This window comes from Hymenobacter sp. BT559, assembly GCF_016427535.1.
Lineage (GTDB): Bacteria > Bacteroidota > Bacteroidia > Cytophagales > Hymenobacteraceae > Hymenobacter.
The window spans coordinates 68762-89080 of sequence record NZ_JAELXV010000002.1; the positions used below are offsets into that span (position 1 = coordinate 68762).

The 20319-nt window shown below is 60.0% G+C and carries 16 protein-coding genes; 1 reads left to right on the top strand and 15 read right to left on the bottom strand.

What is annotated here, in order from left to right; translation table 11 throughout:
- Positions 1 to 70: 70 nt before the first annotated feature.
- The 9 genes from JAO77_RS06980 to JAO77_RS07020 form a co-directional block, all read right to left on the bottom strand.
- Positions 71 to 1432: a hypothetical protein gene (locus JAO77_RS06980; RefSeq protein WP_198989623.1), complete on the bottom strand. Its 1362-nt coding sequence runs from the start codon at positions 1430 to 1432 to the stop codon at positions 71 to 73.
- A 9-nt stretch (positions 1433 to 1441) separates the two neighbouring features.
- Positions 1442 to 4903, bottom strand: coding sequence for a hypothetical protein (locus tag JAO77_RS06985; RefSeq protein WP_198989624.1), 3462 nt, complete (start codon positions 4901 to 4903; stop codon positions 1442 to 1444).
- A gap of 166 nt (positions 4904 to 5069) precedes the next feature.
- Positions 5070 to 6554, bottom strand: coding sequence for a hypothetical protein (locus JAO77_RS06990; protein ID WP_198989625.1), 1485 nt, complete (start codon positions 6552 to 6554; stop codon positions 5070 to 5072).
- Between the two features lie 150 nt (positions 6555 to 6704).
- Positions 6705 to 7115 carry a hypothetical protein gene (locus JAO77_RS06995; protein WP_198989626.1) on the bottom strand — a complete coding sequence of 137 codons (411 nt, stop codon included), beginning with the start codon at positions 7113 to 7115 and terminating at the stop codon, positions 6705 to 6707.
- A 16-nt stretch (positions 7116 to 7131) separates the two neighbouring features.
- Complete coding sequence (locus JAO77_RS07000; protein ID WP_198989627.1) at positions 7132 to 8445, bottom strand: hypothetical protein; 1314 nt, start codon at positions 8443 to 8445, stop codon at positions 7132 to 7134.
- A 153-nt stretch (positions 8446 to 8598) separates the two neighbouring features.
- Positions 8599 to 11598, bottom strand: coding sequence for a DEAD/DEAH box helicase (locus JAO77_RS07005; RefSeq protein WP_198989628.1), 3000 nt, complete (start codon positions 11596 to 11598; stop codon positions 8599 to 8601).
- Positions 11599 to 11707: 109 nt separating this feature from the next.
- Entirely contained in the window at positions 11708 to 12940 is a 1233-nt protein-coding gene (locus JAO77_RS07010) for an ABC transporter permease (protein ID WP_198989629.1), read from the bottom strand.
- 134 nt (positions 12941 to 13074) lie between these two features.
- Positions 13075 to 13884 carry a class I SAM-dependent methyltransferase gene (locus JAO77_RS07015; protein WP_198989630.1) on the bottom strand — a complete coding sequence of 270 codons (810 nt, stop codon included), beginning with the start codon at positions 13882 to 13884 and terminating at the stop codon, positions 13075 to 13077.
- A gap of 77 nt (positions 13885 to 13961) precedes the next feature.
- Positions 13962 to 14354 carry a ribosome-binding factor A gene (locus JAO77_RS07020; RefSeq protein ID WP_370549837.1) on the bottom strand — a complete coding sequence of 131 codons (393 nt, stop codon included), beginning with the start codon at positions 14352 to 14354 and terminating at the stop codon, positions 13962 to 13964.
- 211 nt (positions 14355 to 14565) lie between these two features.
- Here JAO77_RS07020 and JAO77_RS07025 point away from each other — a divergent pair, with 211 nt between their 5' ends.
- Positions 14566 to 15993, top strand: a complete 1428-nt coding sequence (locus JAO77_RS07025) for a hypothetical protein (RefSeq protein ID WP_198989631.1) — start codon at positions 14566 to 14568, stop codon at positions 15991 to 15993.
- Positions 15994 to 16104: 111 nt separating this feature from the next.
- Here JAO77_RS07025 and tatC read toward each other — a convergent pair whose 3' ends face one another.
- The 6 genes from tatC to JAO77_RS07055 form a co-directional block, all read right to left on the bottom strand.
- Positions 16105 to 16989: a twin-arginine translocase subunit TatC gene (gene tatC / locus JAO77_RS07030; protein WP_370549839.1), complete on the bottom strand. Its 885-nt coding sequence runs from the start codon at positions 16987 to 16989 to the stop codon at positions 16105 to 16107.
- A 90-nt stretch (positions 16990 to 17079) separates the two neighbouring features.
- On the bottom strand, positions 17080 to 18387 hold the full coding sequence (gene glyA / locus JAO77_RS07035) for a serine hydroxymethyltransferase (RefSeq protein WP_198989632.1): 1308 nt from the start codon (positions 18385 to 18387) through the stop codon (positions 17080 to 17082).
- 81 nt (positions 18388 to 18468) lie between these two features.
- Complete coding sequence (locus JAO77_RS07040; RefSeq protein WP_198989633.1) at positions 18469 to 19176, bottom strand: metallophosphoesterase family protein; 708 nt, start codon at positions 19174 to 19176, stop codon at positions 18469 to 18471.
- A 97-nt stretch (positions 19177 to 19273) separates the two neighbouring features.
- Positions 19274 to 19486: a hypothetical protein gene (locus JAO77_RS07045; RefSeq protein WP_198989634.1), complete on the bottom strand. Its 213-nt coding sequence runs from the start codon at positions 19484 to 19486 to the stop codon at positions 19274 to 19276.
- 45 nt (positions 19487 to 19531) lie between these two features.
- Entirely contained in the window at positions 19532 to 19702 is a 171-nt protein-coding gene (locus tag JAO77_RS07050; protein WP_198989635.1) for a hypothetical protein, read from the bottom strand.
- A 91-nt stretch (positions 19703 to 19793) separates the two neighbouring features.
- Positions 19794 to 20315, bottom strand: a complete 522-nt coding sequence (locus tag JAO77_RS07055; RefSeq protein WP_198989636.1) for a hypothetical protein — start codon at positions 20313 to 20315, stop codon at positions 19794 to 19796.
- Positions 20316 to 20319 lie beyond the last annotated feature (4 nt).

Here is a 20319-nt window from a genome sequence, read left to right on the forward strand (position 1 = left end):
TTCGCTACGCTCTGCATGACGAATGCGGCATTCAGACGTTTTAAACGGCGCTGCTCCGTAAAAGAACAGCTTAGCTGATGTTCAGCCGCGCGCGCTGCACTACTTGCCAGCCATCGGCGTGGCGTTGAAGCTGGCCGGGGGCCGCCGCCGTTACCAGCGTAATGCGGCCACCTAGGGGCGGGTCGTAGTCGAAAAACTTTTGCAGCCGCGTCAGCCCGTCGCCGATGAGGCGGGCTTGGTCCACGTTGGGGTTAAGGGTAAACGCGGCTTGGTCGGGGGTGCGCGGGTTCACGGTCAGCATCAAGGCCAACTGGGGCAGGGGCGTATCCACGATTTTGCGCTCTTCCAAAAATGCCGATTCCTGCACCGGGCCGTAGCGCGTGGCGGCCGGCTGCGTGGCGGCCGGCGCAGCGCCAACCATTTCTTCTATCGACAGCTCTTCGGCGGCTGGCGACGCTGCGGCAGCCGGAGGCGTTGGAGCCGCGGGGGCTTGCGCTTCGGCCGCCTGTGCGGCCGCCGCCGCGGCCGCTAGCGACGTAGCAGAAATGTGCGCTGCTGCCGCTGGTGCCGGGGCAGCAGGCGTGGTGGGGGCGCCTACGAGCTGCTTCTGCAAGTCAGCCAGCTGCTGCTTAATCTGCTGAAGCTCTTTGCGAAGCTGCTGATTCTGGTTTTGGAGCTTGCGAAATTCTACAGGATTCATATCAGAAGAAGTTTCGGTTTCGACTGGCGCCAGCGGGGCCGCGTGCTGCCGGTGATGACGCCGTTTGCCCTTCGAGCGGCTGGAGGCAACGCCAAAGCCCAGCGCCGCACCTAGCAGGGCCAGTACCGCCCCCGCTAGCCCCGGCGGCATCCCGAAATAGCGCGGCTCTAGCGGCTGTGCGGTGTAGGTTGGGGTGGCGGGCAGTTGCCCTTCCGGAGCCGGGTTTTCATCTTCGGCCACCGTTTGAGAGGCACTTGCGGGCTGGGCTGCCGCTGGCGAGGTTGAGTCGGCTGCAGCTACCACCGCCGAGGTAGTACTACCCGCGGGCACGAACGGCTCCAGGTCTACTTGCAAGGATTGCAGATTGACTTTCGCCAACGCGCCAGTTTTGCTGGTCTTGCGTTGGTTGACCTCTGCTATAATGGCCTGCACCACTTGCGTGGGCGTGGCCGGCTGGCCTTTGCCAACGCGGGCGAGTACGGCCTTCCAGAGTGACCCTAGCTCGGCTTTGTCGTTTGGCTGGGTGAGCACCCATTTGCTGAAGTCAGTACCCGTGGCCCATTTCGTGGTGGGCGGCGTGGCCTTCTCATCAGCCCAGACGCGCCGGGCGGTGGCCGTCCAAATCTGGCCCTTCACACTGTCCTCGCGAGTGGGGGTCGAGGCGGTTTGCCCCAGCCCCACCCGGCTTACGCCCAGTAAGATGGTCAAGCTTAAAATGCGGTGAATGTGCATGATATGAGCTTAGTGAGCGGAACCATGCAGCACCTGCGACAGCACATAGAGCGCGTGCTTGAGGGGCAGGAAAAACAGCGTTTCGGGAATAGGCTCGCCGGCGGGCAGTGTGTTGGCGTAGCGCTGGCGACCTAGGTTGAACGAGTCGGCCAAGGCGCCCGTGAGCTCGCGCAGCACGAGGCCGGGCGGGTTTTTGATGCCTAGGTTGTGCATGGCGGCCACCAAGTCGGCGTCGGTGAGCAGCAGCGTGAGGCACTTCTCGACGTTGGCAATAACGGCGTTTTTGACTTCCTCCGTGATGTCGCTGGGGTAGAGCGGGCGGTTTTCGGTGGCGTCTTCAGTGCCGGTGCCCACGGGCTGCACGATGGGCGGCACCTCGGCGGTGCTTTCGGCATCGACGCCGGTGGCTAGCACGCCGCCGTTGGCGGTGGTTTGCTTGGGGTCGTCGGCCAGCACGATTTTGAAATTGGCCGGTGCGGGCGTGCCCATTACCTTGGTCAGGATGAGGCTCGCCACCTGCTCTAGTGGGCGCAAGTTGCTGGGGCACAGCAGGCGCAGGTACAAGCTGCCGCGGCCCGTGAAGCACAGGTAGCGCGGCGCCGTGAGGCCGCGGGCGGCCGTCACCTGCCCTAGGTGGTACACGATGGCCCCAAAGTGCAGGTAGAACAGCACCCGCAGGTGCTGCGCCATCAGCAGCCGCTCGCCAAACTGGAATTCGCGCTCGTAGTTAAAGAGCAAGCTGGCAACTTCTTCGGAGCCAAAAGCTGGGTTAGCTTCGACTACCGCCAGGCACTTCACGGCCAGCTCGGCGGCCTTGGTGTGCGGCAGCGGGTGTGCCCGAATGCTGTCGAGGCCAAAGCGCACGAGGCCGTTGTCTTTGGTGCCGCGCACGTCGGCCGCACCGTCGCCCCACAGCTCATTACCCGCAAAGCGGAACGAGGTGCTGAACGCCGGGTGGTGTTTGCGCGGGCCGCTGGGGTTGGCTTGCTGGTCAGAGTAAAACAGCACGTCGGAGGTGCCGCCGCCGATGTCGATGAAGGCCGCGTTTTCGCCGGGACCGGGCGTTACGAGGCCGCGCCGGGTCAGGAAGAAGTACGGGGCCGACGATTCGGGCAGGTAGGTAGTGCCGCGGTTGGTGTGGAAAATCTCCTTAAATAGCGTATCCCACTCGCGCTGGTACAGGTCGCGGCTGAAGGCCGAGAAGCTGAGCGGCGCAAACCACACCACCTGCGTGGCCGACACATTGCCGCCGTGCAGCGCCGCTTTATACTTGAATAGCAGCAACATCTCGCGGAAGAACATCCGCACGCGGTGGCGGGCAGCCTCGCCGGTTTCGCCCCATTTCAGGTTGGTGTGGTACGAGTCGTTGGTTTCTTCCTCGGTGTTGATGCCGAAGCCCACGTTGACATTGGCCAGCAGGCGCGGCGGCTCGATGGAGAAGCTAGCGGCCTCGCTCGTGGCCGTGCGAATCGGAAATTGGTACGGCGACCCGCCCGCACCCACAAACGAGGGCACAAACTCGCGCTGCTGATACCGCTGCCAACGCCGCAGCTGAATGCCGTGCGCCGGGTCTTCCTCAATGCCCCGGTACAGCTGTTCGTAAGCTTGGTAATCAGTCTCTTCCGAAGACTTCTTGAGTAAGGCCACCGCCGTATCCTCCGGCCCAAAGTTGAAGGGCTGCGGCGGCTGGCTGGGCCCGTCGTGGTAGGCCACGTGGGTGTTGGTCGTGCCAAAGTCGATGGCGAAGCGGAACTCCTTGGTGCCCTGGCGCACCTCGCGCCACCTAGGTACCACGAGCGCCTGCCCAGCAGCCGGTGCGGGGCTCGCCACCACCACGTAGTCGAAGGGCGTGCCCCTGATTTCGTAGTACGTGCTGCCTTCGTCGGTGCTGCTCTTGCGGGTGCGGGGGTAGGCCGTGGCGCTCTGCTCGGTGCCGGTGGGCGATAGCACCCGTCCTTGCACGCCAAATTGCAGCTCTACCGGCTTGTGTACCAAACTAGGGTCGATGTTGTTGGCATCGACTAACATCACCTTGTAGAAGTCGTTGAGCTGCGGCGCATCGGCGATTTTCACGAAGGGAAAAACCGACAAGCCCACGTTGGTCACCAGTAGGCGACCTAGGCCCTCGGTGCGCGGGTTGGGGTAGTAGGCGCGCTCATAATCAACGGTGAAGCCACCCGCCACCGGAATGCGCAGGCGCACCCGCACGCAGGCCGGGTCGAGCTCCATCGTGAGTTGGGTGGCCAGCTCGGCCGCCGTGAAATAGTCGAAGTACAGCGGCTTCACCGGCAGCAGCGGCCAGCACGTGGGCTTGTAGCCAGGCGCGGTTTTGAGCTGGCCGGTCACGAAGCGGCTGCCATCGACCTCGTAGGGCACAGTGAGCAGCGTTTCTTCGAGTAAGTCGTTGAGGGTGAGGTAAGGGTAGGCCAGGTCGGGACCAGGCAGCGTGCGGTCAGCCAGGGCGCGGGGGTCGCTGGCGGGCACCTTGTTGCCGCTATCGCCGAGCAGCGAGTTGTTATAGTAAAACTTGCCCGGTGCTTGCAGGCCAGGGCGCAGCACCAGCGGCAGCGGGTTCGGCAGCGGCCAGCCCGGCACCGGCACCCGGTCGGGCCGAATGGTGAAATCGGAGTTGCGTAGGATTCCCTCGTCGGGGCGCACCCGCACGGTCACGCCCGCCACCGCCACCGGGTTGCCGGCCTGGTCGGCCAGGTAGGGGTAGTCGGCTAGCTGGGCGTTGCCATCCAGGCCCCACTTATTTAAGATGTTAGGGTCAAGTGCATTGCGCACGGCTGGGGCCAGCCGGCCCAGCGCTGGGTCGGCTACAAACTGCTGATAGATATAGTCCTGAAACGCTTGCTCGCGCTGACCTAGGGCCACGTAGCGACCATCGAAATAGTGGCCGCCACCCTCGGGCCGCTGCACCGCCAAGGCCCGCACGGCTGGTGCCGGAAAAAACACCGTGAGCGGCGAGGTGCCACCTAGCAGCTGCGGGGCCTCCTGCGGCGTGGCGCCGGGGAAGTACAGCAGATTCAGGTCGGTGATATTCGCAAAGCGCTTGTCGTTCAGGTACAGCGCTAGTGCCTGGGCCAACGGCCGGGTCTGCGGATTGGCTTCGAGGCGAGCTAGCTCGGCGGTGCGGTTCCAAGTGCGCACGCTTAGACGCTGGCTGGCTTGCCGCCGCTGGTAGTAGTTGAATACCAGCTCCCACAAGTCCCAAAACTGGCCCACCAGCCGGTGGTGTACCGAATCAGTTTGGCCGGGGTTGCTGCCCACGTAGGCCAGCGCCGTTTCGACCAGGTGCATGCGCGCGAAGGGCGATGGAATGGCTACGGCCACGCGCTCGGCCCGGCCGCCCTCGGGGTCGAGGATGCCGCTGGGACCTTCAATTTCATTTTTGCCGATTTTGCCGGTGCGGCCCCAGCCCTCGTGGGTGCTGGAGCCCGTGCGGTGCAGGCGAAGGATTTTGGCCATGTTATTCTGAAGCTGGTAGCCGGTGGCTAGTAGCTGTTTTTTAATGATTTTCGAGGCTGTTGTTGCGCGGACTTTGTAGTCCGCGTATGAGCAATGCGAATATTAGCGCCTGCGAGAATCTTCGCATTGCTCGTACGCGGACTACAAAGTCCGCGCAACTGCCTCCTTACGAGTATTGCAACTTGTTCTCGACTACCTTCTCGGTAGCCGTATTAAAGGCCTCCACCAGCCAGCGCAATGCCCGCGCTGAGTCGGGGTTATCGAGGTTCGTCTTGCCCACCGCGTCGTTTAGCTCGGCGCGCAATACATCATCCGTCAGGCCTTTATTGAAGAAACCGGTGCTGATAATCTTGTCGGCCACCATCTTGTTGAAGTCAGTTTCGTCGGGGTGCAGGGCAGTGAAGCGGCGCTCGTTTACGCCGAGTTCGCGCAGCCAGCTTTCGTACTCGGTAAAGAAATCGGTGAGGTCGGCGAGCGGACCGGTGCTAGCGGGCAGGTGCTGGCCTAGCTTGCCGCCCTTGTAGAGCGGGGCGCTCTTTTCTTCCAGCAGGTGCTGCCGGAAGTACCGGGCGAAGTAGTGAAACTGTATCATCGGCCGGGCTACCTCGCGGCGCTGGGCCGGCGAGAGCTGCCCAAAATCCACCGTCGGCGCGTCACTTTTCAGGCCAAACTCGTGGTAGGCCGGGTTGCCGCGGTCGAGTTGGCTGGCCGGCTGACCTAGGAAGTGCTGGATGGCGAGTGCGCCCAGCACCTCCATGAGATGCGCTTGGTTGCGCTGCTCGGCGCGACCGGGGTTGTTAGGCAGCGGCTGCCCGGCCTGGTCGCCTAGGTAGTACATGGCCTCTATACCCTCCAAGTGCTCGGCGTAGTAGCTAAGCGCTGTCTTCGTCTTGGTAATGAAGGTGTTGGAGTCGATAAAATCCTGGCCGTTTTTCTTCTCTTCCGCTGAAGGCTGTTGCAGCTTGAAGTAGGGTAACAGCACCAGCGCGCCAGCCGGTACGGCGGCGCGCACCGAAGGCTGCGGCAAATCCACACCAGGGTCACGTAGGTTCTTGACCAGCAGCGGGAAGCCGGCCGCGCCCGTGCCGCCGAAGATGCTGCTGATGAAAAACACCCGGTCGTCGGAATTAAGGCTTTGAGCGAGGTAGCGCATTTCCTTGGCCTGCACCAGCGAGTTGAGCACCACGCTGCCCACGTTGGGCGAGCCCCGAAAACCTAGGTCGAGGCTGGCGTTGAGGCTGTCGGGCGTGAAAAGTAAATCGAGCAGGCCCCGCGTTTCCACACTAGCCTCGTTGTAGTGCATGAAGTCTTTGAACGACTGATTGATACCGCCAAAATCATACACGAATGAGTCACGCAGCCCCTCCACGCCGGAGGTATTGAGTTGGGCTAGCGTGGTCAGGTCCTGGCCAAAAAAGCCCTCGTTTTTGGCGTGCTGGCCATCCTGGTACAGCGCGTCGTGGATGCGCTTGTAGCGCTTGAGTAGGTCCACAGTGCGTGTCACGTCACCGTTTTGGGTGTCGGGGTCTACCAGGACAGGAATAACTTGGTCGCAGCCGGGCAGGCGCATGCCGGCGGCCAGTAGCATCGTGAGTGAGCGCAACACTCGCGCACCAGTGCCGCCCACGGCAAATATGAATAGACGAGCCATTTACAGAGGAAAGGGAATGACAGCGGTAAAAAGACGTTTGTCATGCTGACGAAGGAAGCATCTCGCTCGCTTTGTTGCTAACACTAGAGGTTAGTGCTGCACGCGAGATGCTTCCTTCGTCAGCATGACGAAATGGCTATTATTAGCCGATTAAAACGGTGTGCGACGGGCGTGATTCGAGCCCCACTTCAAAATCACTGAAAACAGAATAAACCAAAGTGGCGCTACCAACGTGTTGGTAATGATGAAGTAGCGCATATAGGGGTCGCGTACCGCGCCCGCGCCCATGCTCACTTGGTAAGCCAGCAAGGCACCTAGGCCGGCTACCAGCAGCAGTACCAGCAGCCAGTGCGTGGGCTTGTACATACCTAGGTGCGTAAGGGTCGGGATGGCATGATTGAAGATGTAGTAGAACACGACCACTAATGCCAGCGCCGTGAGCAAGGTGTAGAAGCCAGTGGTATTGAAAATCTCGGCTTTGTACAGCCCGTAAAGCGGCGATTTGCGGTCGTAGAAGAGCCCAATACCGTTCGTGTACAGGCTGTTAAAGAATTGTTGCATAGCAAAAAAAGGCGTTTTATTGGGCGAGGGCGAAGGTGGTGGTAAACACGGGCGGCAGGGCCTGCGGGAAAGCCCCGCGTACGCCGTTCATAATTTCGGTGAGGCGATAGGTGTGCGGCGCGGCGGTGGGTTGATTGTCGTTTTCGGTGCTACGCTGAGCCACCCAGGCCGGCATACTTGGTGCGGGTAGCGTCAGGCTAAGTTGGCCGCCCACCTTGGGGAAGTCGCTGAGCCGCAAGCGTAAAGTGTGAGTGTAGGCTTGCAGTTCGGGCACGCCGGTAGTGAGTTTAACAGAATTGGGCAGTAGTTGCACGCGGCCATTGGGCACTTGGGCTTGCAAGTGTTGAGCCAAGAAGGCGGGCTCACGCCAAGCGGCGGGCAGTTGGCGTAGGTCGAGAGCCACGGTGAAATCCACACCTTTCTTAACGTCGTCAACCTCCAGATTCGTACTTATACCCGCCCCGCCGTAAGAAATCGACCCATCGCCGCCCGGCGCTAGCGGGCTGCCAGCCGGCACCTGCGTGAGTACCGCCGCGTAGGGCACCCTAGGGAAGGTTAGCCCAAAGTACGCCTGCTGCGTAGCGGCCGAAGCAGCTGGCAGCACCTCATTCACATAGCGCGCTACGGCGGCGGGCGGCCCAATTACCCAGATATAATAGGGTAGGGTTTCGCCCTTCAGCGGCCGCTGCTTGAGCGGGGTTTTCACGGCCGGGTGGTAGGTGCCGTAGAACTTCGACGTCTCGCTCAGCACGGCCACGGCTAGCCCTTTTTTGGTAACGGTCGCCAGTGCGTCGGTGATGTTGACGTTCATCAAGGCGCTGGTCGCCTGATTTTTGGGGCCATAGATGAAGTCGGAGACGACCACATTTACCTTATCGGCCGCTTGGGGCAGGGTTAGGATATTTTCGAGCATTGTGGGGAGCTCGGTACCTAGGGCGGCCTCGTGGGTGTCGCCCTGCACTATTTCTCGAAAGTGCGCATAGGTGCTAGCCTGCGGCGCCTTGTTCAGCGATAACCAAAACTTAGTATCGGCCACAGCCGGGCTGCTATTGGTACGCGAGGCCAGCAAGCTCACGCGCTGCTGAAACGCCGTGGGCTCGGTAGCCGTGGTATTGGCAGGCATGAAGCCGCGCATGCCGCCCGATAATTCCAGAAAAATATTGGCTTGGATGGGAGCCGCGGCGTCGGCCTTGGTAGTAGCTGCCGCTGGCTTGGTTGGGGTGGCTGCCGTGTCAGTCGTTGTTTTCGTATCGTCAACTTCCCCGCAGCTACTGAGCAAGACGCCGCCGAGCGCGCCCATCAATAGTGCTTTCGTAAGTGCAGTGTGCATAGGTAAAACCAGCTACTTGGTAGTAACAACTACCGTTGAGGCCGCAAGTAACGACAAGCGACGGATTTGCAACATACGCGCCAAAAAAACAGGCGTTAGGAAACGGGCTATTCCGCTTCCTAACGCCCTAAAGGCCTGCCTTCTTATTTTCGCTTACCCCAGCAATTCCTCGATATCCTCCCGCGTCAGCGACTTAATCACGGCCTCATCGGTTGTTATCAAGTCGCTCACCAATTGCAGCTTGCGGCGTTGCAGGGCTAGGATTTTTTCCTCTACTGTGTTCTGGCTGATGAACTTGTAGACGAAGACGGGTCGTTGCTGCCCAATGCGGTGGGCGCGGTCAATGGCCTGGGCTTCCACCGCAGGGTTCCACCAGGGGTCGAGGATGAAGACATAGTCGGCGGCCGTGAGGTTGAGGCCTACACCGCCCGCTTTGAGGCTGATAAGGAAGATTTTAAGGTTCTTATCGTGCTGAAAGCGCTCTACTTCGGCCTGGCGGTCGCGGGTGTGGCCGTCTAGGTAGGCGTAGCTGAGCTGGCGCTCGTCGAGGCCCGCACGTACTAGAGCCAAGTGCTGTACGAATTGGCTAAATACCAGTACCTTGTGTCCCTCGGCAATAACGCTGCGGAGCATACGCAGTATCTCGCGCATCTTGCCCGATTCGCCTTCGTATTTGTCGTCGGCGAGGCGTGGGTGGTTGGCTATTTGGCGCAGGCGCGTGAGGCCTTGCAGCAGCAGCAGTTGAGTGCCGCCGGCCGGTGTAGGCGCGTGGCCCTCCAGGCTTTCGAGGATTTTATTGCGGTAAAAGCTTTTGGTTTCCTCGTAAAACTGCGCCTGCTCCTCCGTGAGGGGGCAATAGCTGAGGTGCTCGGTTTTCTCGGGCAGCTCGCTGGCTACTTGGGCTTTATGTCGGCGCAGGACGAAGGGCTTGATGAGCGCGTGTAGCTTCTTGGTGCGGCTCTCATCCTGGTTCTTCTCGATGGGCTTCACGAATTCCTTGCGGAAGAACGCCTGCGTGCCCAGCAGACCAGGATTAATAAAGGTCATTTGCGACCACAGGTCCATCGTGCTGTTCTCCACCGGCGTACCGGTGAGGATGAGCCGGTGCCGCGCTCGCAGCTGCCGCACGGCCTGTGCCGTAGTCGAAGAGGGGTTTTTAATGGCCTGCGACTCGTCCAGAATCACGTAGTCAAACTGGTAGCTCGCCAGCAGCTCGGTGTCGAGCCGCACGATACCGTAGCTGGTCAGCACGATGTCGTAGTCGGCAAACTGGGCCACGTTTTTATCGCGGTAGGTGCCGGTGTACACGAGCAGCCGCAGGCTGGGGGTGAACTTACGCGCCTCCGCCATCCAGTTATAAACCAGTGAAGTAGGTAGCACGAGCAGCGAGGCTGCACCCTGGCTGGCGCCGCTTTCCTGGCGTTCGAGTAGCATCACCAGCGTTTGCACGCTCTTGCCCAGGCCCATATCGTCGGCCAGGCAGCCACCTAGGTGGTAGTCCTGCACAAAGCGCAGCCAGTTGTAGCCCGCCTGCTGGTAGGGCCGCAGCGTGCCCCGGAAGCCCACTGGTAGCGGCCGGTCTTCTACCGCCGCAAAGTCACGTAGCTTTTCGAGGCGGCGCGTGAGCGTGACGGTAGCAAGGTTATCCTGCTCTAGGTCATTAATTAACGACAGGTGGTGCCGGCGTAGGGCTAGCGGCTGACCTTCGGTTTCTTCTGCAAACGCGAACAGCTCTAGGTAGTCAGTAAACCACTCATCAGGGATGAACGCGACTTGCCCGTTGGGCAACCGATACTCGCGGCGGCGCTGCAAAATGTAGGGCCGCAGCCGGATAAACGGCACGGCAAACTCGCCAAACCACACCGTGCCGCGCACGTCAAACCAATCACCACGCTCCTCGATGCCCACCTCAACCCGCACAGGGCCAATGAAATAATCCTGGCTAGCCGTTTCGCTGCCCTGCACCTGAAAGCCGAGCTCACCTAGTGCTGGCGCATTGTCGTGCAGCCAGCGGAAGGCCTCGGCCTTGGGCAGCGAGGCGTGGCCCTCGGCGTCGAGGGGCAGGCCGCGCTGGCGTAGTTCGTCGGCGCGGTCGTTTTCTTCCTTGGCCGAGCGCAGCAGGCGGCGGAAAATGTATGAGTCCGCATCTTCCTCTAGCTGCACGCTCATGGGGCGCGGCGGCGTAAGGGGCAGGTCGTAGGCGCCGTAGCGGAAAGTGAGGTTGAAAAACAACGGAGCTTCATCGGTGCCGGCGCCGGGCACTACCACGGGCTTAGGCAGCGGCACCCGGCCACGCCTAGGTGGGCCGGGCGGGCGCACGGGCACCACAGGCGTGCCCGCGGCGGGTGCGGGCGGCACGTCCGAAAACGTGAGCTGGGGCCGGGCTAGGTAGCGCTCGGTGCGAATATCGAAGCCGCGCGCGTGCACGTCAAACGACTCCATGAGCGGGGCCACGAACTTCTGGAAGTAATTCTTCTCTACGGCCCGCGGCACCACGATAAACTTCTTGTTCAAAAACGGCAGCAGCTTGCGCCCATCCACATCGTGGCGGAAATGGTACAGCACATTATCGACCATCAGCCACGCCGGCTGCTGGCACACTAAGACAGCGTTTTTAAATTGAAAATCAAGCTTCTGATTCTGGTACTGAATGGTAGGGAAGTAGTGCGTACCCTCCTCATTGCGCCGAAAGTGAAACAGGATAGAAGCCGGATTAGGGGCAAGCTTGAGCTCGCGCCAGGTAGGCTCGCCGTCGCGGCCCATGATAAACACTTTCTTTTCTTGCAACCCAGTCAGCAGCTTGGCCAGCCGCGTCTGGATGTAGCGGGCAATGGCTTCCTGCAAAGGCTTATCGCCTTTTTCGGGGTGGTAGGTTTTTAGAAAAAACTCGGCCGTCGTGATTTTGCGCGGCCAAAATTCTTTGATTACTGCCTCCTGCTGCAGCTCGTCGCAAAGCTTAATCAGCTCGTAGTCGTCATCTTCTAGGCCCTCGGCAAACTCGGGTGCGTTCTTGCTCGATACCATTTGGTGTTGCAGCGTGAGCTGCCCCCGGGGCCCCAGCTGCACAACGTGCGCCGAAAACAGGTGACCTAGGTATTCGTGAGCAAACAGCGAATAAACAAGTTGAAAAGGAAGAGAAGTAGAAACAGTCATAGCCGAACACGAGAACGTGCAAGTTAGGTCTCAAAGCCAAAAATGCACATCGGCTCAGCTTACTCAATAAAGCAAGGTTGTGTTCGCCCGTTTTGACTAGTAAATTGGCTTACAGGTTCTCCTTCACGTCCATGCGCCCCGCATTTAGTGCCGGGCGGATAGAAACGGCTAGGGTAATGGCAATGATAGCCAAACAGATAAAGAAAATGTCGGCGGCTTGCATTTTTACTGGGTACGAGTCCACAATACTGGTGGCCATTCCCATGCTCACGATGTGAAATGTTTGCTGCACCCAGCAAATAGTGACGCCTAGCACCAGCCCTGACACTGCGCCCACCAACGCCACAATGGCCCCTACCAGCAAAAACGATTTGCGGACTGTCTGCTCGCTCGCGCCCATGGCCAGCAGCACGGCAATGTCCTTGCGCTTGTCGATGACCAGCATCGAGAGCGAAAAAAAGATGTTGAGTGAAGCGATAAGCAGAATGAATGCAAACGTGATGAACACGAATAGCTTCTCAATCTTAATTGCTTTTAGCAAGCTAACGTGCTGCTCGTCCGAATCTTGCACTACAAATCCGCTACCTAGGCTCTCGCGCAACTCGTCTTTTACATCATCGAGCTTAAAGCTAGTGCCTACCCGCACGTAGAGCGCGGTGCGGCGATTACCATAGTTGAGTAGCCGCTGCGCAAAGCTTAAGGGCACAAAGAGGTAACTATCGTCGAGGTGCTGCTCGATGTGGAAGATGCCGCCCGCCAGGATGTTTTCTTCATTGAACGCTTGGTCGGGATTGATGGATAGCGTTTTGCGGCCCGGCACCTGGCGCGGATACAGAAGCTTGAGCGGGGCTAGGCGGTTGTCGAGCGTGATACTGAGCTCGTGCTGCACGCCTTCGCCCACGAGAGCATATTCGAGGTCGCCGCGCCGCAGGCGGTGGTCGCCGGCCTTGATGCTAGAGTCGATAGGGCTTTGGCCAAAGTAGTTCTCCGACAGGCCGCGCATCTTCACCACCATCTGGCGGTCGTGGTATTGCAGCAGGGCATTGTCTTCGATGACTTCGGTGAGCAGCGCTACGCCGGGCGTGTTCTGCACCTTAGCCAGCAGCGCGGGCGTCATCTCGAAAGACTTGCCCTGCACGGCCGTAATGGCCAGGTTGGGGTCCGACTTGCCGTAGAGCGAACGCACTAGGTCCTCTAGGCCATTAAAAACCGACAGCACCACGATGAGCGCCATAGTGCCCACTGCCACCCCCACCATCGAAATATTGGAGATGATGGTGATGATATTACGCTTTTTCTTGGAAAGAAAGTAGCGCTTGGCAATGAGCAAGGGAACGTTCACGAGACCGCAGATTTAACTGACTTAACGGATAAAACGGATATTATGCGGTTCTGCCTCCTACTAACTGTTGATTTCTAGAACCTGATTCGGAACGAGCATACACCACACTCGTTTTCTCCGTTACATCTGTGGCTCTACTTCCACGCTTTCACAATGAGGCCAGTGCCCGAGTCGTGCTTGCCTCTAGCGTCGAGCCAATTGAGCAGCAAGCAGAAAGGGAACGTAACAGCGTAGTAAAATGGAAGAAATAAGAAGAATAGTCGTGACTTGCCCAGCATCAAAATTGGGTATTTCATGCTCAGGCGCCACGAAATCTGGCCCGGCTCGCCGTAGCTGTAGCGGGCCTCGATGCGCTCGAAGCCGGCGGTGCGCAGTTTCTGCTGAATCTCGTGGATGTTATAGCCATCGCGCACGTGCTCCTCGATAAAGCTGGTTTCGGAGTCGGCGTGCACATCGGAGCCGCCCTGGTCGCTGGGGGTCGAGATGAGCAGCATGCCCCCATCCTTGAGCGAGGCGTGGATGTTGCGAAACACCTCTACGTCCTCCAGAATGTGCTCCATTACATCGACCGACAGCGCTAGGTCAAAAGAATTGGGCTCTTGGTACAGTACCAAGTCCTGTGCCGCAAACTGCACCTGCGGGCGGCCAATGGCCCGAAAAAAATTATTGGAGTCCTGTACCTGCTCTTCTTTCACATCCACGGCCAGGATGCGCCACAGGCTGCTAAGGCCACTCAGCCAGTACGTGTACTGGCCGTAGCCCGCGCCAGCATCCAGAATGTCGAGCGGCTCGCGGGTGCGGCCCTTGGCCCACTGGCGCAGCTCGCGGTGCACGTGCCAGGTGCGCAACAGCAAGAGGTCGAGTAGGTTATAAAACAAGCGCCGCAGCCACGGCGAGCGGTTGAACACATTGCCGAGGCTGCGCTTAATCGGGTCGTAGTACATAGGAGGGGCGCGTCGCACGCGCCCGTGGGTGAAGTGGCTATAAAACGAACTAGCAAACGGGCGGCTACAGGCCGCCCTTACCGGAATAAGCGCGGCCGTTCGTCGGTAGTATCCGAGTCGTCCTCGTCTTCGGGCGGGGCGGGCGGAATGTCGAGCTTGCTCAGCACTTGGTCCATGTGGGCAGCATAAGCGGCGCTGTCGTCGTGGAAGAAGGTGAGCTCGGGCACTACGCGGGCCTGGTTGCGAATGCGCTTACCTAGGGCGTGGCGAATTTCTTTGGTGTTCTCGCGAATCGTTTCGATGCGCTCGGCGGCATCATTGCCGAGAAGCAGGCTCAGGTACACGCGGGCCACGGCTAGGTCGGGCGTCACATGCACGGCGCTAATGCTGGGTACTAGCCCCCCGCCAAACAGGTGCGGCAGGTCGCGCTGCAGCACTTGGGCCAGCTCCTGCTGCAGCAAGCTGGCCATTTTTTGTTGTCGTTTGCTTTCCATACTAAAGCTGCAAAGGTACTCTTGGTTAGGGGTTGGTGCTTGGTGCTTGGCTGTTAGTGCCCAAAACCTGCCTGCGGTTGCTAGGCTACCTAGGACACAGTATCAAATTTAGATTCCCTAAAACGACCTTTGCACCTTACTTGGCTAGCCTAGGCACCAAGCGCCAGGCCCCAAGCACTAGTAACGAATGCTGCGTTTTTTTAAAAGCACCCTCCCGGCCCAATTGCTCGTGCTGCTCGTGCTGGTGCTGGCCCTGCGGCTACCGCTGCTGTGGCTGGGCCTGCCCGTGTCGGCCGCCGAGCTGCGCCTGCTGCTGCTGGGCGAGGGCGTAGGGGCGGGGGCCTGGCCCTACCGCGACCTCTACGATAGTACTGCCCCGCTGGCCGCCGCCGCCGCCGGTGCCCTCGAACTGGCCTGGAACCGCCCGGTGCTGCTGTACCGGGCCGGGGCGCTGGCCATCCTGCTCATCCAAGCCCTACGCCTCAACAATGTGCTCAACCGGGCCGACGTGCACCCCGAGCGGGGCTACCTGGCAGCGCTTACCTACCTAGTGGTGGGCAGCCTGAGCACGCAGCTCGATGAGTTGTCGCCGCTGCTCATTGGGCATACCTTTATCATCTTTGCGCTCAGTGCCTTGCTGCCTACTTCGCGCGAGGGCTACGACAACCGGCGCCTGTTTCGGGCGGGGTTTTTGATTGGGTTGGCGGCGTTGTGCTACCTGCCGCTGGGGCTGTTTGTGGCCCTAGGGCTGTTTGCGGTGCTCATTTTTGCGGCCAACTCCTTTCGGAGTGCCCTGCTGCTAGTGTGTGGGTTTTTGTCGCCCTACGCGCTGGTAGCCACGGTGTTTTTGTACGTCGGCGCGCTGCCCAGCTTTGTAGAGCTGCACCTCGAGCGCGGCTTGCGCGTGCACGTGGCCAGTGTGGATGGCCTGCCGCCGGCCGTAGCGTGGCCGCTGCTGGTGGGGCCCGCCGTGTTGCTACTATTAGCATTGGTGCGCACGGGTAGTACCGCTCTAGGGCTGGTGTTTCAGGCTAAGTTTCGGCAACTGATGCTGGTGTGGCTGCTGGTGGCGCTGGCGGTGCTGGCAGTGGGCCGCGGGCTGGCGCCCGGCTCGCTGGTGCTGCTGCTGCCGCCGCTCACGTATTTCGGGTTGTTCTTGTGGCAAAAGCTACCCGGCCGGGCCGGGTGGGCGCCCGAGCTACTCTTTCTGGTGGTGCTAGGCAGCGTGTGGGCCCTGCGCTACCGCGAGCTGGTGCCCGGCTTGCAAGGCTTGTTGCGCCTACCCGCCGAAAGCCGCTTTGCGCCTCAGTCTGCGCCGGCCTACAGCCGCCTAGGTGCCGCTGGCCCGGTGCTGGTGCTCGGCCCCGACCGCCGGCCTTACCTTTCGCACCCCGCCGCGCGGCCGTACCTCGACTGGCCACTGGCCGAGGAGGACTTTGGCCACCTCAACGAGTATGCGGCGGTGGTGCGCATTGCGGCTAGCTTCGATGGCCAGTTGCCGGCCTATGTCATTGACCAGCGCGGCCTGATGCCTTCGCTGCGCTACCTGCTGCCGGGTGTTTTTGGCCGCTACGAGGCAGTAGCCAACCAGCCAGGCGTATACCAGCGCCGATAGGGGCAGAGAGGTGCCTATGTGCCGTAGCAATAAGTTGTGTTGCGTTTGAGCAAAAGAAAAGGGACCTGCTTCATGTAGAAGCAGGTCCCTTTTTTGATGGCTAGCTAGGACCTAGGCGGCCCCAGTCCCTTGCTGGCGGGCTAACTCGGCATTTAGCTCGGCGGTGCGCTCACGGCGCACGGCGCGGGCAATGTAAATGCTAAGCTCGTAGAGCAGCAGAATCGGAATGGTAACGATAATCTGGGCCGAGATATCGGGCGGTGTAATGACGGCCGCGATGATGAGAATGACTACAATAGCGTGCTTGCGGTAGAGTATCATCAGCTCGGGCGTCACAAGGCCTGCCTTGGCCAGGAAGAACACTATCATGGGCAGCTCAAACACGAAGGCGCACGAGAGCGTCATGGTGGTGAGCGTGCTTAGGTAGCTCTGCAAGTCAATCTGGTTCTCGATGGTCGAGTCTACAGTGTACGAAGCTAGAAAGTTGATGCTCAGCGGCGCGGCGATATAGTAGCCAAAAAGTAGACCTAGGACGAACAGCACCGATACAAAAAACACGGCTCCCCGCGAGTTCTTGCGCTCGTGCGGGTACAGGCCTGGCTTCACAAACCGCCACAGCTCCCAGAATAAGTACGGAAACGTCATGCAGATGCCTGCGATAAACGATGTACTGATGTGCATGGCCAGCTGCCCACTCATCTCCCGGTTCTGGATGATGAAATTAACTTGGTTTTCGCAAGGGTCTTGCGAACCGACCAAGTTACCCAGCTTACACAGCATGCGGTAAGTCCAGAAATCGTTGCGCGACGGCCCTAGGATGAGGTCATGAAACAAAAATTCCTTCGAGAAGAAGGCAATCAGCGAAAACACCACCACCGCGATAGCCGACCTGATAATGTGCCAGCGCAGCGCTTCTAGGTGGTCGATGAAAGACATCTCCGCTTCGCCCTCGGCGATGGCGCGGTTCTGCTGAAACTTTTGAGTGGGGGAAGCCAAGAGTAGTTCGAGTAATAGGTAGGAGCGTAAGGTGAGAAGGAAGAAGGCGCGTAATGCGTTCGGCACTACGCGCCTTTCTTACTAGTCAGCTTAGGCTTGAAACAGCGGGTAGCCTTGCAGCCACTCGTTGACCTGGGTGCGCACGCCAGCCAGGCGGCTAGCGTCGGCGTGGTGCATGAGGGCCTCGTCGATGAGCTCCACAATGCGCGCCATGTCAGTTTCGACCAGGCCGCGGGTAGTTACGGCGGCCGAGCCAATCCGGATGCCGCTGGTCACGAACGGCGACTTGTCGTCGAACGGTACCATGTTCTTGTTAATGGTAATGTCGGCCTGTACTAAGGTGTTTTCGGCCAGTTTGCCCGTTAAGCCCTTCGAGCGCAGGTCGATGAGCATCAGGTGGTTGTCGGTGCCGCCCGAAATGATGTCGTAGCCGCGGTTCAGGAATTCCTTCGCCAGCGCCTGGGCATTTTTCTGCACTTGGTGGGCGTACTTGGTGTAGCCTTCACCTAGGGCCTCGCCAAAAGCAACCGCCTTAGCCGCAATAACGTGCTCGAGCGGGCCACCCTGGGTGCCGGGGAACACGGCCGAGTCGAGCAGGGCCGACATGGGGCGCGTTTCGCCTTTGGGCGTCTTCAGGCCAAACGGATTGTCGAAGTCCTGGCCCAGCATGATGAGGCCACCGCGAGGGCCACGCAGCGTTTTGTGCGTGGTGGTGGTCACGATGTGGCAGTGCTGGAAGGGATTGTTGAGCAAGCCCTTGGCGATGAGGCCGCTGGGGTGCGAAATATCGGCTAGCAGCAGGGCGCCTACCTCGTCGGCAGCGCGGCGTAGGGCCTCGTAGTTCCAGTCGCGCGAATAGGCCGAAGCTCCGCAGATGATAAGCTTGGGGCGCTCGCGGCGGGCGGTGTCTACTACTTTGTCCCAGTCGATGAGGCCGGTTTCTTTTTCTACGCCGTAGAAGCTAGGCTGGTAGAGCTTGCCCGAGAAGTTGACGGGCGAGCCGTGCGTGAGGTGTCCGCCGTGGCTGAGGTCAAAGCCCAGGATTTTGTCGCCGGGGTTGAGGCAGGCCAGCATCACGGCCGCATTGGCCTGCGCACCCGAGTGGGGCTGCACGTTGGCCCAGGCCACCCCAAATAGCTCCTTGATGCGGTCGATAGCGAGCTGCTCTACTTGGTCTACCACTTCGCAGCCACCGTAGTAGCGCTTGCCGGGTAGGCCCTCGGCATACTTATTGGTGAGCACCGAGCCCTGCGCCGCCATTACTTGGTCGGAAACGTAGTTTTCGGAGGCAATGAGCTCAAGGCCGTGGGTTTGGCGCTGGCGTTCCTGCTCGATGAGAGCGAAAACAGCCGTGTCGTGCACGGCAGCGGGGGCGAGGGTTGGGGCAGTGGCTTGCATGGCCCCAAAAGTACAACCGCCTCGCGCGGGATGCCGTAGCCCGCCCGCGAATAATAGCAGCCGTCTAGGCAGGCCTAGGCCTTAGCGCTTGACAATGGGATAGGCTTCTTCCCGGTTTTCTACCAGGTGCAGCTCCCAGCTGTCGAGGTTGAGGGCGGCGAGGTGGCGCAGCTCGGAGTTGTGACGGTACACGCCGCCCGCATCCAGACCAATGGCGCCGTTTTTGGCGACTACACTCGCTTTTATATTGGCCACAGGTGTGGGCACGTGGCCGTGTAGTAGGCGCTTGCCACCTAGGCGCGAGGGGTCGAACACAAAATGCTTGGTGTAGAGCATGCTGTGCTCATCGTGGCGCATTTCTGCTGGTGGCAAGGCAAAGTTGTAGCCCGCGTGCACCAGCACGAAATCAGGTAGTTCCAACTCTAGCGGCAAGGCTTGCATCCAGGCCACGTAGTGGACCGGAATGTCAGTAGCTTGGGCCACGCCAAAGCTGGCGAGCACCATGTTGCGCTCGGCCTCTAGCTTCCACATGTGGTTAGCATTGGGGGTGCCGTGGATGGTGTCGAGTAGTTCTTTCTCATGGTTGCCGCGTAGGCAATGCACTTGGTACCCTAAGGCTTGCAGCTGCATCAGGTAGTCGAGCACGCCGCGGCTGTCGGGGCCTTTGTTCACATAGTCGCCCAGCAGGTATAGCGTGTCGGCGGGGCGCAGGCGCAGCTCGTGCTCTACTAGGTAGCGAAAGGTATGCAAGCAGCCGTGCAGGTCGGTAGCGGCAAAGCGACGAGCCATATTTTGCTGGGTTTGGGGCCTAAGAGTAGAGAAAGGATACGAAAAAGCCCCGGCCAAGGGCACGGGGCTTCATTCCATTCAGGGCAAATTAGCTGACCTAGGCGTAGCTGCCTTTGCCGTTGTCGGGCTTGTTGTGGCCGCGGTTGGGATGGCGAACACCCGCGTCTTCGGCCTCTTCAGCAAGACGCTCTTCGGTGGCTTCGTCGAGATTACCAGCAGGCAGCGCGTCGGCTTTGTGCTGCTCGGGCATACCAGCTTGGTTTTTGTTGGTCTGCGACTCTTGGTTCTGCTCAGTGTGGTGGGTAGCCATGGGAGATGTAATTAAAGGTTAAAACAATACGCGACGCCGCTAGGGCTAGCGATTGGGGTGCGTATGTGGCGCATCCTGAGCTTCTTCGCGCAGGCGCTTTTCGGTCTGCTCGTCGCGCCCTTTATCGTTGTCTTCGCCGGTGCCGGCGGCTTGCTGAGCTACGTTGGGGCCGCCCTGGTGCGACTCGCCCTGCTTATTTGACTTATGGTCTGCCATGATGATTAATTGTTAATGGTGAATTGTCAGTGGTTAATGATTGGCTGTCACTGGTCAATTAACCATTAACAACTAACCATTAACCATTAAATCAAAAGCCTTGGTCAATGGCCGAATCTTGCGCACCGGGGTCGGTGAGCTCGGCATTGGTATCGGTGCCGGTGATGGGCTTAGGCGTTTTGGGAGCCATTTGGCCCATGCCTACGTGCGAGTCGGCATCTTCCATTTCGTCGGGGCCCTGACGCAGGTCGTCGGCTTCTAGCTCATCAGCGGGGCCGCGGCGGGGGCGGCGGCCCTCTTCGTCGCGTTCGTCGTCGGGGCTCGGTAGGTCTTGGTTGCGGCGCTGGTCGGCGCCCTCGTCGGCGCGGCGCATGTTGTCGCCGGGCTGCTGGTCGTCGGGAGCATCGGTGCGAGCGTTCATGGCCGTAGCCGTTACGCCTTCGCTGCTGTCGGTGCCGTAGCCTTCCTTGCCCTCGCGGTTGCCGAAGCCACCGCGGGCGGCCTCATTCTTAGGCGGGTCGGCATTGGGGATGCGCAGGCCAGCGGCAAATTCTTCTTCAGTCGTATCGTCGTTGATGACGCGGATGGGACGGTTGTTAGGGTCGACAGACATGATA

Coding starts and splice junctions, on each gene's coding strand:
- JAO77_RS06980 (WP_198989623.1), bottom strand. CDS start 1,432: ATGCACATTCACCGCATTTTAAGCTTGACCATCTTACTGGGCGTAAGC.
- JAO77_RS06985 (WP_198989624.1), bottom strand. CDS start 4,903: ATGGCCAAAATCCTTCGCCTGCACCGCACGGGCTCCAGCACCCACGAG.
- JAO77_RS06990 (WP_198989625.1), bottom strand. CDS start 6,554: ATGGCTCGTCTATTCATATTTGCCGTGGGCGGCACTGGTGCGCGAGTG.
- JAO77_RS06995 (WP_198989626.1), bottom strand. CDS start 7,115: ATGCAACAATTCTTTAACAGCCTGTACACGAACGGTATTGGGCTCTTC.
- JAO77_RS07000 (WP_198989627.1), bottom strand. CDS start 8,445: ATGCACACTGCACTTACGAAAGCACTATTGATGGGCGCGCTCGGCGGC.
- JAO77_RS07005 (WP_198989628.1), bottom strand. CDS start 11,598: ATGACTGTTTCTACTTCTCTTCCTTTTCAACTTGTTTATTCGCTGTTT.
- JAO77_RS07015 (WP_198989630.1), bottom strand. CDS start 13,884: ATGTACTACGACCCGATTAAGCGCAGCCTCGGCAATGTGTTCAACCGC.
- JAO77_RS07020 (WP_370549837.1), bottom strand. CDS start 14,354: ATGGCCAGCTTGCTGCAGCAGGAGCTGGCCCAAGTGCTGCAGCGCGAC.
- JAO77_RS07025 (WP_198989631.1), top strand. CDS start 14,566: ATGCTGCGTTTTTTTAAAAGCACCCTCCCGGCCCAATTGCTCGTGCTG.
- glyA (WP_198989632.1), bottom strand. CDS start 18,387: ATGCAAGCCACTGCCCCAACCCTCGCCCCCGCTGCCGTGCACGACACG.
- JAO77_RS07040 (WP_198989633.1), bottom strand. CDS start 19,176: ATGGCTCGTCGCTTTGCCGCTACCGACCTGCACGGCTGCTTGCATACC.
- JAO77_RS07045 (WP_198989634.1), bottom strand. CDS start 19,486: ATGGCTACCCACCACACTGAGCAGAACCAAGAGTCGCAGACCAACAAA.
- JAO77_RS07050 (WP_198989635.1), bottom strand. CDS start 19,702: ATGGCAGACCATAAGTCAAATAAGCAGGGCGAGTCGCACCAGGGCGGC.
- JAO77_RS07055 (WP_198989636.1), bottom strand. CDS start 20,315: ATGTCTGTCGACCCTAACAACCGTCCCATCCGCGTCATCAACGACGAT.